This is a genomic window from Kitasatospora sp. NPDC052896 (assembly GCF_044547075.1).
Classification (GTDB): Bacteria; Actinomycetota; Actinomycetes; order Streptomycetales; family Streptomycetaceae; genus Kitasatospora.
In genome coordinates this window covers 245,433-258,991 of sequence record NZ_JBITZU010000007.1, presented here as the reverse complement: position 1 = coordinate 258,991, position 13,559 = coordinate 245,433, and the positions used below count along the sequence as shown (strand labels likewise).

General features: G+C 70.4%; 13 protein-coding genes and 1 riboswitch. Of the genes, 6 read left to right on the top strand and 7 right to left on the bottom strand.

Translation table 11 applies throughout. The features are described 5' to 3' along the window. The 3 genes from ctaD to ACIGXM_RS17505 all read left to right on the top strand — a co-directional run bounded on the left by ctaD (window position 1) and on the right by ACIGXM_RS17505 (window position 3,661). Window positions 1-1,785 (top strand): cytochrome c oxidase subunit I, encoded by a 1,785-nt coding sequence (ctaD, locus tag ACIGXM_RS17515; RefSeq protein WP_396561708.1) that lies wholly within the window; start codon window positions 1-3, stop codon window positions 1,783-1,785. Continuing rightward, complete coding sequence (locus ACIGXM_RS17510; RefSeq protein WP_396561706.1) at window positions 1,785-2,183, top strand: cytochrome c oxidase subunit 4; 399 nt, start codon at window positions 1,785-1,787, stop codon at window positions 2,181-2,183. The genes ctaD and ACIGXM_RS17510 overlap by 1 nt, the downstream gene beginning before the upstream one ends. 173 nt (window positions 2,184-2,356) lie before the next feature. Then, window positions 2,357-3,661, top strand: a complete 1,305-nt coding sequence (locus tag ACIGXM_RS17505) for an Ig-like domain-containing protein (RefSeq protein ID WP_396561704.1) — start codon at window positions 2,357-2,359, stop codon at window positions 3,659-3,661. A gap of 2 nt (window positions 3,662-3,663) precedes the next feature. Here the strand turns inward: ACIGXM_RS17505 and ACIGXM_RS17500 are convergent, their stop codons facing one another. From ACIGXM_RS17500 to ACIGXM_RS17480, 5 genes are all read right to left on the bottom strand, one after another. Next, the gene (locus tag ACIGXM_RS17500; protein WP_396561702.1) at window positions 3,664-4,032 is read right to left on the bottom strand and encodes a GntR family transcriptional regulator; all 369 of its coding nucleotides are present in this window, start codon (window positions 4,030-4,032) and stop codon (window positions 3,664-3,666) included. Between the two features lie 123 nt (window positions 4,033-4,155). Then, window positions 4,156-5,814, bottom strand: coding sequence for a cytochrome bc complex cytochrome b subunit (locus tag ACIGXM_RS17495; protein WP_396561700.1), 1,659 nt, complete (start codon window positions 5,812-5,814; stop codon window positions 4,156-4,158). Then, on the bottom strand, window positions 5,811-6,893 hold the full coding sequence (locus ACIGXM_RS17490; protein WP_396561699.1) for a Rieske 2Fe-2S domain-containing protein: 1,083 nt from the start codon (window positions 6,891-6,893) through the stop codon (window positions 5,811-5,813). Before ACIGXM_RS17490 ends, ACIGXM_RS17495 begins: the two co-directional genes overlap by 4 nt. Before the next feature lie 8 nt (window positions 6,894-6,901). After that, window positions 6,902-7,711 (bottom strand): c-type cytochrome, encoded by an 810-nt coding sequence (locus ACIGXM_RS17485; RefSeq protein WP_396561698.1) that lies wholly within the window; start codon window positions 7,709-7,711, stop codon window positions 6,902-6,904. Between the two features lie 151 nt (window positions 7,712-7,862). Then, the gene (locus tag ACIGXM_RS17480) at window positions 7,863-8,483 is read right to left on the bottom strand and encodes a heme-copper oxidase subunit III (protein WP_396561696.1); all 621 of its coding nucleotides are present in this window, start codon (window positions 8,481-8,483) and stop codon (window positions 7,863-7,865) included. Window positions 8,484-8,943: 460 nt separating this feature from the next. Here ACIGXM_RS17480 and ACIGXM_RS17475 point away from each other — a divergent pair, with 460 nt between their 5' ends. From ACIGXM_RS17475 to ACIGXM_RS17465, 3 genes are all read left to right on the top strand, one after another. Continuing rightward, a complete protein-coding gene (locus ACIGXM_RS17475) occupies window positions 8,944-9,369 on the top strand; it encodes a hypothetical protein (RefSeq protein ID WP_396561694.1) in 426 nt (141 codons plus the stop codon). Window positions 9,370-9,525: 156 nt separating this feature from the next. Beyond that, entirely contained in the window at window positions 9,526-10,602 is a 1,077-nt protein-coding gene (gene trpD / locus ACIGXM_RS17470; RefSeq protein WP_396561692.1) for an anthranilate phosphoribosyltransferase, read from the top strand. A 110-nt stretch (window positions 10,603-10,712) separates the two neighbouring features. After that, window positions 10,713-10,832: riboswitch (SAM riboswitch) on the top strand. A gap of 49 nt (window positions 10,833-10,881) precedes the next feature. Continuing rightward, entirely contained in the window at window positions 10,882-12,318 is a 1,437-nt protein-coding gene (locus tag ACIGXM_RS17465) for an aminotransferase class V-fold PLP-dependent enzyme (protein ID WP_396561690.1), read from the top strand. 35 nt (window positions 12,319-12,353) lie between these two features. Here ACIGXM_RS17465 and ACIGXM_RS17460 read toward each other — a convergent pair whose 3' ends face one another. Beyond that, window positions 12,354-12,635, bottom strand: coding sequence for an Lrp/AsnC family transcriptional regulator (locus tag ACIGXM_RS17460; protein WP_396561688.1), 282 nt, complete (start codon window positions 12,633-12,635; stop codon window positions 12,354-12,356). Further along, window positions 12,632-13,456 carry a rhomboid family intramembrane serine protease gene (locus ACIGXM_RS17455; RefSeq protein WP_396561686.1) on the bottom strand — a complete coding sequence of 275 codons (825 nt, stop codon included), beginning with the start codon at window positions 13,454-13,456 and terminating at the stop codon, window positions 12,632-12,634. The genes ACIGXM_RS17460 and ACIGXM_RS17455 overlap by 4 nt, the downstream gene beginning before the upstream one ends. Window positions 13,457-13,559: the final 103 nt, after the last annotated feature.

The window sequence follows — 13,559 nt, the reverse complement described above, 5'->3', positions numbered from 1 at the left end:
GTGACCATCCTCAATGAGCCCGCCGCGGGCGGTGCCCCTGCGGGGGCCGCCGTCACGGCCGGTGGGGCCGCGCGGACCCGCAAGCCGGGTTCCACCATCATCAAGTGGCTGACCACCACCGACCACAAGACGATCGGCACGCTGTACCTCGGTACTTCGTTCGCCTTCTTCCTGATCGGTGGCATCCTCGCCCTCGTCATGCGGGCCCAGCTGGCCCAGCCGGACGGCAAGGTCCTGACGAACGAGCAGTTCAACCAGGCCTTCACCATGCACGGCACGATCATGCTGCTGATGTTCGCGACGCCGCTCTTCGCCGGCTTCACGAACTGGATCATGCCGCTCCAGATCGGTGCGCCCGACGTCGCCTTCCCGCGACTGAACATGTTCGCCTACTGGCTCTACCTGTTCGGCTCGACCATCGCGGTCGGTGGCTTCCTCACCCCGCAGGGTGCGGCCGACTTCGGCTGGTTCGCCTACTCTCCGCTGTCGGACGCGGTCCGGTCGCCCAGCGTCGGCGCCGACATGTGGATCATGGGTCTGGCCTTCTCCGGCTTCGGCACCATCCTCGGCGCGGTCAACTTCATCACCACCGTCATCTGCATGCGCGCCCCCGGCATGACGATGTTCCGGATGTCGATCTTCGTCTGGAACGTGCTGCTGACCTCGGTGCTGGTGCTGCTGGCCTTCCCGGTGCTCGCCGCCGCGCTCTTCGCGCTGGAAGTCGACCGGAAGTTCGGGGCGCATATCTTCGACCCGGCCAACGGTGGAGCACTACTCTGGCAACACCTCTTCTGGTTCTTCGGCCACCCCGAGGTGTACATCATCGCGCTGCCGTTCTTCGGCATCATCTCGGAGATCATCCCGGTCTTCGCCCGCAAGCCGATGTTCGGTTACTCGGGCCTGATCGCGGCCACCATCGCGATCGCCGGTCTGTCCGTGACGGTGTGGGCCCACCACATGTACGTCACCGGCCAGGTGCTGCTGCCGTTCTTCTCCTTCATGACCTTCCTGATCGCGGTCCCGACCGGGGTGAAGTTCTTCAACTGGGTCGGCACCATGTGGAAGGGCTCACTGAGCTTCGAGACCCCGATGCTCTGGACGGTCGGCTTCCTGGTCACCTTCCTCTTCGGTGGTCTGACCGGTGTGCTGCTGGCCTCCCCGCCGATCGACTTCCACGTCTCGGACTCGTACTTCGTGGTCGCCCACTTCCACTACGTGGTCTTCGGCACCGTCGTCTTCGCGATGTTCGCCGGCTTCCACTTCTGGTGGCCGAAGATGACCGGCAAGATGCTCGACGAGCGCCTTGGCAAGATCACCTTCTGGACGCTGTTCATCGGCTTCCACACCACCTTCCTGGTGCAGCACTGGCTCGGCGCAGAGGGCATGCCCCGCCGCTACGCCAGCTACCTGCCCTCGGACGGCTTCACCACGCTGAACACCGTCTCGTCCATCGGCTCGTTCCTGCTGGGCATGTCGATCCTGCCGTTCCTCTACAACGTCTGGAAGACCGCCAAGTACGGCGAGAAGGTCAACGTCGACGACCCGTGGGGCTACGGCCGCTCGCTCGAGTGGGCGACCTCCTGCCCGCCGCCGCGGCACAACTTCCTCACGCTGCCCCGGATCCGGTCGGAATCCCCGGCGTTCGACCTGCACCACCCGGACATCGCCGCGCTGGACTACCTGGAGTTCCACGGCCACCCGGCCAAGCACTTCGAGGGCGTCACGCCGGCCGCCTACGACACTCCTGAGCTGACCAAGGCCAAGAAGAAGGAGGGCGACGCCTGATGAAGGAGCAGGGCAAGATCTTCGCGGGCTTCGCCATCTTCATCCTGATCATGTGCGTGGTCTACGGGCTCTGGTCGCACGAGCCGGCGGGTACCACCGCGCTCTTCCTGGCCTTCGGCCTGTGCGCCTTCATCGCCTTCTACCTGGGCTTCACGGCCCGCCGGGTGGATCTCGGCGCGGGTGACGACCCCGAGGCCGAGGTCGCGGACGACGCCGGTGAGATGGGCTTCTTCGCCCCGCACAGCTGGCAGCCGCTCTCCCTGGCGATCGGCGGCGCGCTGGCCTTCCTGGGTGTCATCTTCGACTGGTGGCTGATGTTCTGGGCCGCCCCGATCATCCTGATCGGCCTGTACGGCTGGGTGTTCGAGTTCTACCGCGGCGAGAACCAGAACCAGTAGGTCCCGGTTCCCGCACGCACGGCAGGACCCCTCTTCGGAGGGGTCCTGCCATTTTTGTTCGGCCCTCCGGGGGGCGGTGTCACTCAGGCGGGCGCAGTGGGGTGCGCCTCCTGGTCGGAGATGAGGTGATGTTCCTACGACCTGATTCGCTGGTTGAACCTCAGGAGGCTCCGGTGGTCGGCAAATGTGCAATACGGGGCGAGCACGGGGCATCGGGACGTTCATCCGGACGCCGGGCGCCACTGTGCTGGCTGAGCCTGGCCCCGCTGCTGCTGGGCTCGCTGGCGGGCTGTGACGGCTTCGGGGCGGGCTCAGGGATCAGGCCGCCGCGGGCCGTCGACGCCGCGGCGCTGGTCCACACCTCCACCTTGCGTGACGCGGATCCCGGACAGCCCTTCACGGTGACCGCGCAACCCGGTGCCACGCTCACCGACGTCACCCTCACCTCGCCCGACGGCAGGCTGGTGGCCGGTGCGCTGGACCAGGACGGGCACGGCTGGCACAGCACCGCCCGGCTGGTCCCCGGTACCCACTACGCCGCCCGGATCGCCGTCTCGGACGGCCACGGCGGACGCGGCGAGGAGACCGCGGACGTCTCCACCAAGGCCGCCGACCGGCTGCTCACCGCGACCCTGGGCCCCGACCCGGCGCGCGCGGTCTACGGGGTGGGCGAGCCGCTCACCGTGCAGCTCTCCGAGGCGGTCGACGACCCGAAGGCCCGGGCCGAGGTGGAGGGCGACCTCAGCGTGGTCTCGGACCCGCCGGTGACCGGTGCCTGGCACTGGGTCGACGGCAAGAACCTGCACTTCCGCCCGCAGGAGTACTGGCCCGCCAACACCACGGTGAAGCTCGGCTACGACGCCCAGGGCCACGCGATCGACGGCCACGGGCTGTACGGCGGCGCCCCGGTCTCGGTGTCGTTCCGGACCGGGGACCGGGTGGAGGCGATCGTCGACGCGGCCGCCCACCAGCTGACCTTCAAGCGCAACGGCACGGTGACGGCCACCATCCCGGTCACCACCGGCCGGCCCGGCTTCGACACCCGCAACGGCGTCAAGGTGGTGCTGAGCAAGGAGCGGGAGGTCGAGATGAAGAGCGAGACGATCGGGATCGCCAAGGACAGCTCCGACTCCTTCGACCTCAAGGTGGAGTGGGCCACCCGGGTGACCTGGAGCGGCGAGTACGTGCACGCGGCGCCCTGGTCGGTGTCCTCCCAGGGGGTGGAGAACGTCAGCCACGGCTGCACCGGGATGACCACCGCGTACGCCAAGTGGTTCTTCGAGCAGACCCGGGTGGGCGACATCGTCCAGGTGATCAACAGCCGGGGGCACCAGATGGAGCCCTTCGGCAACGGCTTCGGGGACTGGAACGTCGCCTGGGACGCCTGGCTGCGCGGCAGCGCGCTCGGCAGGACGGTGGACACCACCGCGCCGGCCCCGGAGCCGCAGGCCGCCGCGACCCTCCACCCGCAGTCCTGACGCTACCCCCGGTAGACGAGGTCCAGCGCGCCGGTCACGGCCGCCTGGGCCTCGTCGTGGTCCAGGCCCAGCCGGGCGACCCGTTCGGCGTACTCGGTGGCGGCCGCCGCGGCCAGCTTGTGCGCGGTGTCGCCGGTGGCGGCGACCAGGGTGCCACGGCGGCCGTGCGTCTCCACCACCCCGTCCGACTCCAGCTCGCGGTAGGCCCGGGCCACCGTGTTGACGGCCAGGCCCAGCTGCTCGGCCAGCGCCCGGACGGTCGGCAGCTTCAGCCCGGTCGGCAGCACGCCGGACCGGGCCTGCTCGGCGATCTGCGAGCGGAGCTGCTCGTACGGGGGAGTGGCGGCGTGGTGATCGATGCTCAGCTGCACGGCGGGGTCTCCTCGGGAGGCGGTGGGCCCGGTTCTGCAAGGTCATTCTGCGGGAGACTGCCGAGGGGCCCTGCCCGGCAGTGCCGGGCAGGGCCCCTCAGGTGGCTGACGCGCGTTGGAGGATCAGTGGTGGCCGTGGCCGCTGGTGATCTCCTTGTGCTCCTCGGCGGTCGGCTTGGCGATCTGGCCGCCCTCGCCGAAGTAGCCCTCGGACAGCTTGGCGCGGGTCTTGGTCAGGACGCCGACCTTGCGGGCGACCCCGTTCTCGTCGACCTCGGCCGGCAGCTCCATCGGCTCGTACTGCTCGTGCGCGGTGAGGGTGTGCAGCTTCTCCTGCGGGAGCTGGGCGTGCACCTCGATGAACTCACCGTGCGGCAGGCGCTTGATGACACCGGTCTCCCGGCCGTGCAGCACCTTCTCCTTGTCGCGGCGCTGGAGGCCGAGGCACCAGCGCTTGGTGACGAAGTAGGTGATGACCGGCACCACGAACGACCCGATCCGAACGAAGTAGGTGATGTCGTTCAGCGACAGGTGGAAGTGGGTGGCGATCAGGTCGTTGCCACCACCGGCCAGCAGCACCAGGTAGAGCGCGATCCAGGCGGCACCGAGCGCGGTACGCACCGGGGCGTTGCGCGGGCGGTCCAGGATGTGGTGCTCGCGCTTGTCGCCGGTGATCCAGCCCTCGATGAACGGGTAGGCCGCGATCAGCGCCAGCACCAGCGGGAAGAGCATCAGCGGGATGAAGATGCCCAGGTTCAGGGTGTGACCCCAGGCCCTGATCTCCCAGCCCGGCATGACACGGATCAGACCCTCGGCGAAGCCCATGTACCAGTCGGGCTGGGCGTCGGTGGACACCTGGTCGGGGCGGTACGGGCCGTAGGCCCAGACCGGGTTGACCGAGGCGATCGCGGACATCGCCGCGATGATGCCGAACACCAGGAAGAAGAAGCCACCGGCCTTGGCCATGTAGACCGGCATGAGCGGCATGCCCACGACGTTCTTCTCGGTCCGGCCCGGGCCCGCCCACTGGGTGTGCTTGTGGTAGAAGACCAGGATCAGGTGCGCGACCAGCAGGCCCAGCATGATGCCCGGGATGAGCAGCACGTGGATCGTGTAGAAGCGCGGAATGATGTCCGTGCCGGGGAACTCCCCGCCGAAGAGGAACATCTCCAGGTAGGTGCCGACCAGCGGGACGGCCAGGATCGCACCCTCCATGAACCGGATACCGGTACCGGAGAGCAGGTCGTCGGGGAGCGAGTACCCGAAGAAGCCGTCGAAGAAGCCCAGGCAGAGCAGCAGGAAGCCGAAGACCCAGTTGATCTCACGGGGCTTGCGGAACGCGCCGGTGAAGAAGACGCGCATCATGTGCACGAACATCGCGGCGACGAAGACGATCGCCGACCAGTGGTGGATCTGACGGATCAGCAGACCGCCGCGGACCTCGAAGCTGAGGTTCACCGTGGAGGCGTAGGCCTCCGACATCCGGATGCCGTCCAGCGGCGCGTACGAGCCGTTGTAGACGACCTCGCCCATGCTGGGCTTGAAGAACAGGGTGAGGTAGACACCCGTCAGGATGATGATGATGAAGGTGTAGAGGCAGATCTCACCGAGCATGAAGGACCAGTGGTCCGGGAAGATCTTGCGGAGGTTGGCCTTGGCCAGGGAGTAGATCCCGAGCCGGCCGTCCAGGTAGTCCGCCGCGGCCTCGGCCTTGTTGGCGGGCTTGGCACGCGTGCTGGCCGGAGCGGCCTGCTGCGTGCTCGGGGTGGACGCGGAACTCATGCGCGCTCCCAGAAGCTCGGGCCGATCGGCTCGGCGAAGTCCTGTGTGGCCACCAGGTAGCCGTCGGAGTCAGTGGTGATCTTGAGCTGCGGCAGCGGGTGGCCGGCCGGGCCGAAGATCACGCGAGCACCGTCCGACAGGTCGAAGGTCGACTGGTGGCAGGGGCAGAGCGCGTGGTGGGTCTGCTGCTCGTAGAGGCTGATCGGGCAGCCGACGTGGGTGCAGATCTTCGAGTAGGCGAGCACGCCCTCGACACCCAGCGCGGCCGACTTGGCGTCCTTGAGGTCCTCCGGCTGGATCCGGATGATCATCAGGGCGTCCTTGGCGATCGCCTGCTGGAAGTCCTCGTCGCTCTCCTGCAGACCGTTCGGCCGGGAGGCCGACGGGCCGGGCATGGCGAAGGTCAGCGAGCCGGTCGCGATGTCCTCGGGCTTCAGCGGCTCGTCGGTGTTCATGTTGACGAGCCGGATCGGCGCGGCCGGGGTGGCCTCGGACCAACCGGTGGAGTCGAGCTTCTTCTCCGGCAGCGGGCCGAGGTCGCGCAGCAGCATGACGCCGGACAGCGGCACCAGGGCCATCGAGCCGATCATGGTGTTGCGGAGCATCTTGCGGCGGCCGAAGCCGGACTCCGCAGCACCGGTCTTGAACTGCTGGATGACGTCCGCGCGGACCTCGTCGTCAGCCTCGATCGGGTGACGCTCGGCCGGCAGCTCGACGTCCGACATCAGGGTGCGGGCCCAGTGGACCGCGCCCGCGCCGATGCAGAAGAGCGCCACACCCAGGGTCAGGCCCAGCGCGAAGTTCAGCGCGCTGACGTGACCCAGCGGGAAGATGTAGACGATCTTCGCCTTCGGGATGCTCACGTACGAGGCGATGAAGCCGATGGTGGCCAGCATCGAGGTGACGAAGAGCAACGACACCTGGCGCTCGGCCCGCTTGGCGGCCCGCTCGTCGATGTCGGTCCGCCGCGGCTCGTGGGGCGGCAGCCCCGGGTCCGCGAACGGGTCGTCGGCGACGGCGACGTGGGCGCCGTGCCCTTCGGAGGCGTCGTGCGCCTCCGGCAGCTTGTCGTCTGACATGTCGTGGCTCATGACTTCTTGGCCTTGGTGGTGTGAGCGGCAACCCAGATCGCGACAGCGATGAGCACGCCGAGCCCGAAGATCCAGCCGAACAGACCCTCGGTCACCGGACCAAGGCTGCCCAGCGACAGGCCACCCTGGTTGGGCGCCTCATTGGCCTGGTAGCGGACGAAGGCCACGATCTCCTGCTTCTGCTTCTCCGGCATGGTGCTGTCGGGGAAGGCGGGCATGTTCTGCGGGCCGGTCTGCATGGCCTCGTAGATGTGCTTGGCGGAGGTGCCCTCGAGGGAGGGAGCGAACTTGCCCTGGGACAGGGCGCCACCCGCACCGGCGAAGTTGTGGCACTGCGCGCAGTTGGTGCGGAACAGGTCGCCACCCTTGGCGATGGCGTCCGTCTCGGTGGACGTGTACTGCTGCTGGGTCGGCGTCACCGGGCCGGGGCCCAGCGAGGCGACGAAGGCGGCCATCTGGTCGATCTGGTCCTGCGAGTAGATGTTCTTCTTGCTCGGGACCTGGGCGCCCGGCTGCTGAGCGGGCATCCGGCCGGTGCCGACCTGGAAGTCGACGGCGGCGGAGCCCACGCCGACCAGGCTCGGACCGTTGGCGCTGCCCTCGCCGTTGAGGCCGTGGCAGGAGGAGCAGCCGACGGCGAAGAGCTTCTTGCCCTCGTTGATGGCGAGCGACTGCGCGGAGCTGTCAGCCTGCGCCTTCTCGGCGGGCGCGAACGCGGCGTACAGCCCCCCGGTGGCCGCCAGGGCGAAGAGTAGGACGACCAGCGCCGCCAGTGGGTGGCGCCGTCGTGCGGAGAGCTTTTTCACGGAATTCCCCGATATCAGGACTGGGCGGTGTCAGGATCTGGTCGGCTGGTGGTGGGCCCGGCGCGCGGTCGGCGTCGGCAGGCGGACACGGACAGAAGGACCCGGGCCGGTTCGGCCAGCGGGTCCGGCCGGCGGCCAGCGACCTGATCGGTTACTTGATCAGGTAGATGGTCGCGAAGAGGCCGATCCAGACCACATCGACGAAGTGCCAGTAGTACGACACGACGATCGCCGCGGTGGCCTGCTCGTGCGTGAAGCGCTTGGCTGCGTACGTCCGCCCCAGGACCAGCAGGAAGGCGATCAGACCGCCCGTCACATGCAACCCGTGGAAGCCGGTGGTCAGGTAGAACACCGAGCCGTACGGGTCGGAGGACAGCGACAGGCCGTCCTTCTTCACCAGCTCGGTGTACTCGAAGATCTGGCCGCCGATGAAGATCGCGCCCATCATGAAGGTGACCGTGAACCAGGTGCGGAGCTTCTTGACGTCACCGCGCTCGGCGGCGAAGACGCCGAGCTGGCAGGTGAGCGAGGAGAGCACCAGGATCGTGGTGTTCACGGAGGAGAAGGGGACGTTGAGGGCATGTGCCTTCTCGGTCCAGAAGCCTGGCCCCTTCACGGAACGGGCCGTGAAGTACATCGCGAAGAGGGCCGCGAAGAACATCAGCTCGGAACTCAGCCAGACGATGGTTCCGACGCTGGTCATGTTCGGTCGGTTGACCGATCCATGTGCGTGCCCGGTTTCTACTGCTGTTGCTGTCGCCACGACCGACATTATGTCGGTCCCTTATTCCGTCTTCACGTCGGGGGGTCTCCCTCGGAGTGTCCGGTGCGTGCGGTATGCCCGGATGGCGGCGGATGGGACGCCCCTGACGCGGCGGGTGGCGTGGGGCTCGCGTGCTTCGTGGTCCGATGTGGATTTTCTGACGGTTCGTCCGATCTGATCACCCCTTTGCCGTGCGCGTCCCGCCGTCGGGAGAGTGGTCGATCCGCTAGTGGACTAGGCCGTCCGGGTGGTCCGCGCGGGTGGGGGTGACGGCCGGTCCTCCGGGTGGGTGAGCCCGGGGCGCACCGGGTGCGCGGGAGATCGCGGCGGACGCTCTCGGGGGCGGGTGATCCGGAGTAGCATCCGGAAGTGGTTGAACGTGGTCCGGATCACATCCGGCCCCCGTTGAACCGGCGGCACCAGCGGACGTATGAGGCACCTTTTTCCGAGACACCTGGGAGCAGGGACCATGGCGCACACGAGCGACGAGACCGTCACCGTTCTCGTCTACAGCGACGACCGCAACACCCGCGCACAGGTGACCACGGCGCTCGGCACCCGGCCGGCCGCCGACCTGCCGGCGGTGACCTATCTGGAGTGCGCCACCACCCCCGCCGTGCTGCGGGCCCTGGAGAAGGGCGGCGTGGACCTCTGCGTGCTGGACGGCGAGGCGGTGCCGGCCGGCGGGCTGGGCCTGGCCCGTCAGGTGAAGGACGAGATCTACGGCTGCCCGCCGGTGCTGGTGCTGATCGGGCGCCCGCAGGACTCCTGGCTGGCCGCCTGGAGCCGGGCGGATGCGGCGATCTCCCACCCGGTGGACCCGGTGGCGCTGGCCGAGGCGGCCGCCACGCTGCTGCGGGCCCGGGTCGGGGCGCGGGCACTCTCGCACAAGTAGCGGGACGGGCGTACAGGCAGCGGGACGGGCCACCGCGGGGCGCGGCGGATCGTCTCAGCAGGAGAGAGGGGTCGCCGGATCGGACCGGCGGCCCCTCCGGCCTGGTTAGGCTGGCCGTACCCCCTCTCCGAACACGGAAGCGAGCTGGAGTCAGCCATGGTCGATCTGAAGCCTGCGAACGGTGGCAACGCGCCCGCGCAGGTGGTCCGCAGCTGGCCGGAGGTCCTCAACACCCTGCTGGGCGGCGACGACCTCAGCCGGGCCGAGGCGGCCTGGGCGATGGACCGGATCATGAGCGGCGAGGCCAGTTCGGCGCAGGTGGCGGGGTTCATGGTCGCTCTCCGCGCCAAGGGCGAGACGGTCGAGGAGGTCTCCGGCCTGGTCGAGGCGATGTACGCGCACGCCGAGCCGCTGGAGATCCCCGGCCCGGCGGTGGACATCGTCGGCACCGGCGGCGACCGGGCGAAGACCGTCAACATCTCCACCATGTCGGCCATCGTCGCCGCGGCGGCCGGCGCCAAGGTGGTGAAGCACGGCAACCGGGCCGCCTCCTCGGCCAGCGGCTCGTCCGACGTGCTGGAGCGGCTGGGCATCCGGCTCGACCTGCGGGCCGAGCGGGTGGCCGCGGTGGCCGAGGAGGTCGGCCTCACCTTCTGCTTCGCCGCCCGGTTCCACCCCGCGATGCGGCACGCCGCGACGGCCCGGCGCGACCTCGGGGTGCCGACCGCGTTCAACATCCTCGGCCCGCTGACCAACCCGGCCAGGGTCACCGCGCACGCCGTCGGCTGCTTCGACACCCGGCTGGCCGGGCTGATCGCCGGCGTGCTGGCCGAGCGCGGCTCCTCCGCGCTGGTCTTCCGCGGCGACGACGGGCTGGACGAGCTGACCGTCTGCACCACCTCGCGGGTGTGGATCGTGCGGGACGGGCGGGTCACCGAGACCTGCTTCGACCCGCGCGAGGTGGGCATCGAGCTGGTCGGCATCGAGGCACTGCGCGGTGCCGACGCCGAGTACAACGCCGACGTCGCCCGCCGGGTGCTGGCCGGTGAGCGCGGGCCGGTGCGGGACGCGGTGGTGCTCAACTCGGCGGCGGCGCTGGTCGCGCTGGAGATCACCGGGGCGCCGCTGACCGAACAGCTGTCCGCGGCGATGGGCCGGACGGCGGCGGCGATCGACAGCGGTGCGGCGCAGCACCTGCTCAAGCGTTGGGCGGCGGCCACCGCCGCCGGCTGAGCCCGTCCGCCCGTGCGGCCCGCACGTCGCTGACCTGCGGGTCTCACGGCCGTCCGGATGGTGGAACGCCGGTTGACCACTCCTCGGCCGGCCGCCTAGAGTCTTCGCCAGGTCATGAGTGACAGCGCGACAAGCCCCAGCTTGCTGTCCGGCAACCCTCCGTCCGTGGCGGGGTGCCCTGGGTGAGGACCGGGCCAGGCGGCGATTCGTCCGTCGGGCAAGCGCGGACCACCGGCATCTCGCACTCCCGGGGTCCTGACCCCGGAGGAGTGCATCTTCATGTCCGTCCACCCGTCGCCCGCCGCCACCCTTGCCCCGACGCTCCCCGGGACGCCGTCCGGAAGGACCCCCAGCGCGCGGCACCTGCCGGCGCACCGCGCCCCGCTCGACGTGCTCGGCCAGGACGTCGAGGTCCCGCTGGTCACCGGGGAGAAGATCGGTTACGCCGCGCTCGACTACGCCGCCAGCGCGCCCGCGCTGCGGCGGGTCTGGGACGACGTGGCCGCCTACGCCCCCTACTACGGCAGCGTGCACCGCGGCGCCGGCTACCTCTCGCAGCTCTCCACCGACCTGTTCGAGCAGAGCCGGCGGACCGTCGCCGACTTCCTCGACCTGCGCGACGGCGACCAGGTGGTCTTCACCCGCGCCACCACCGACTCGCTCAACCTGCTGGCGGGCGTGCTGCCGGCCGGCACCCGGGTGTTCGCCTTCGAGACCGAGCACCACGCCTCGCTGCTGCCGTGGCGCCGGGACGGCCTGACGGTGAGCTACCTGCGCGCCCCGCGCTCGCACGCCGAGGCGGTCGCCGCGCTGGACGCGGCGCTGGCCGAGTACCCCGAGGGCCCGCGGCTGTTCTGCGTCACCGGCGCCTCGAACGTCACCGGTGAGCTGTGGCCGGTGGCCGAGCTGACCGAGGTGGCGCACCGGCACGGCGCCCGGGTGGTGCTGGACGCGGCGCAGCTCGCGCCGCACCACCGGGTCTCGGTCCGCGAGCTGGACGTCGACTGGGTGGCCTTCTCCGGGCACAAGCTCTACGCGCCGTTCGGGGCCGGGGTGCTGGCCGGGCGATCGGACTGGCTGGACGCCGCCGAGCCGTACCTGGCCGGCGGCGGGGCCAGCCGGACGGTGGCCCGGGAGGCGGACGGTTCGGTGGCCGTCGAGTGGCAGCACGGCCCGGCCCGACACGAGGCGGGTTCGCCCAACGTGATCGGCGCCTACGCCGTCGCCTCCGCCTGCCGGGCGCTGACCGAGGCCGGCTTCGAGGAGCTGGAGGCCCGCGAGCGGCTGCTGGTCGAGCGGCTGACGGCCGGCCTGACCGCGGTTCCCGAGGTCCGGGTGCTCAGCCTGTTCGGCGCCGACGCGCCGCGGGTGGGTGTGCTGTCGTTCGTCGTGCGGGGCTGGAACAGCTCGCACTTCGCGGCGGCGCTCTCGGCGGAGTACGGCATCGGGGTCCGGGACGGACTGTTCTGCGCGCACCCGCTGGTGCGCACGCTGCTCGGCGGGGACGCGGCCGGTGCTCCCTCGGAGTGCGGCGCCCCCGAGCCGTCGCTGCCGGGGGAGCGCAGCCTGAACGCGATCCGGGTCAGCTTCGGCGCCGGGACGCCGGACGAGCACCTCGACCGCTTCCTGGCCGCCGTCCGGGAGCTGGTCACCGACGGTGCGCGCTGGACCTACCGCAACGAGGGCGGGCGGTGCGTGGCCGACACCCGGCGCTGAGACCGGTCCGGCGGAAAGGTCCGCCGGACCCGGCCTCAGCCGTCCAGGCCGAGTGCGAAGGCGGCCTCCAGGTCGTGCTGGGAGTAGGTGCGGAAGGCGATCTGGGTCTCGGTGTGCTCGACGCCGGGGACCTTGTTGACCCGGCCCGGGATCACCTCGGCCAGATCGTCGTGGTGCCGCACCCGGACCATCGCCACCAGGGAGTAGCCGCCGGTCACCGAGTAGACCTCGCTGACCCCCTCGATGGCGGCGACCTCCTCGGCGATCTCGGGGATCCGGTCGGCGGCGGTCTTGATCAGGACGATGGCGGTGATCACTCGAAGGCTCCGGGGTCGGGGGCGAGCGGCTGGAGGTCGGTGGGGCCAGGGTATCGGGCCCGCCGTGAGGCGGCCCACAGCGCCAGGAAGCCGGCGCTGAAGCCGATCACATGCGCCAGGTAGGCCACCCCGGGGCCGGCCTGGTGCACCGACCACCACTGCACGGCGAACCACAGGCCGAGCACCAACCAGGCCGGCAGCCGCAGCGGCAGGAAGAAGAGCAGCGGGACCAGCGCGGTCACCCGGGCCCGTGGGTAGAGCCGCAGGTAGCCGCCGAGCACCCCGGCGATCGCGCCCGAGGCGCCGACCAGCGGCTGCAGCGCCTGGGGATCGGTGCTGTCGGCCAGCGCGTAGCCGTAGCCGGCCAGCGCGCCGACGGCCAGGTAGAAGAGGAGGAAGCGCGGCCGGCCCAGCCGTTCCTCCACCCCGGTGCCGAAGACCAGCAGGAAGAGCATGTTGCCCAGCAGGTGCAGCCAGCCGCCGTGCACGAAGAGCGAGGTGAACACGGAGAGCAGCGGGTTCTTCCGCGGGGTGCCGACCGGCGGGCAGCCGGGCAGCGCGGGGGCGGCGCCGGCGGCCTGAGCGGCGGTCAGCGGACGGCCGCTCAGCAGCTCGGCCGGGATCGCCCCCCAACGCTGCTGGTAGCGCTGGGCGGCGCAGTTCCGGGCGACCTGGGTGCTGCCGTAGTGGGGGGCGATCCCGCTCGGGCCGGCCAGGAAGACCACGCAGTTCACCGCCACCAGCAGGTAGCAGGCCAGCGGGACCGGGCCGGCCGCCGGGGGCCGGGTGGAGCGGAGCCGGTCGCGCCAGGGGATCACCATGGGCCGATCCTTGCTGGCCCGGCCGCCGCGCGCACCGCGCCCTGCTGCGAGCGGGTTACCCGCCGCCGACGCAGCCGCTGGTGGCAAGGGGTATCCGGTGGCC

Excerpts from the sequence above, each read along its gene's own strand:
- ACIGXM_RS17465 (WP_396561690.1), top strand. The coding sequence starts at position 10,882 with ATGTCCGTCCACCCGTCGCCCGCCGCCACCCTTGCCCCGACGCTCCCC.
- trpD (WP_396561692.1), top strand. The coding sequence starts at position 9,526 with ATGGTCGATCTGAAGCCTGCGAACGGTGGCAACGCGCCCGCGCAGGTG.
- ACIGXM_RS17510 (WP_396561706.1), top strand. The coding sequence starts at position 1,785 with ATGAAGGAGCAGGGCAAGATCTTCGCGGGCTTCGCCATCTTCATCCTG.
- ACIGXM_RS17475 (WP_396561694.1), top strand. The coding sequence starts at position 8,944 with ATGGCGCACACGAGCGACGAGACCGTCACCGTTCTCGTCTACAGCGAC.
- ACIGXM_RS17455 (WP_396561686.1), bottom strand. The coding sequence starts at position 13,456 with ATGGTGATCCCCTGGCGCGACCGGCTCCGCTCCACCCGGCCCCCGGCG.
- ACIGXM_RS17490 (WP_396561699.1), bottom strand. The coding sequence starts at position 6,893 with ATGTCAGACGACAAGCTGCCGGAGGCGCACGACGCCTCCGAAGGGCAC.
- ACIGXM_RS17480 (WP_396561696.1), bottom strand. The coding sequence starts at position 8,483 with ATGTCGGTCGTGGCGACAGCAACAGCAGTAGAAACCGGGCACGCACAT.
- ACIGXM_RS17495 (WP_396561700.1), bottom strand. The coding sequence starts at position 5,814 with ATGAGTTCCGCGTCCACCCCGAGCACGCAGCAGGCCGCTCCGGCCAGC.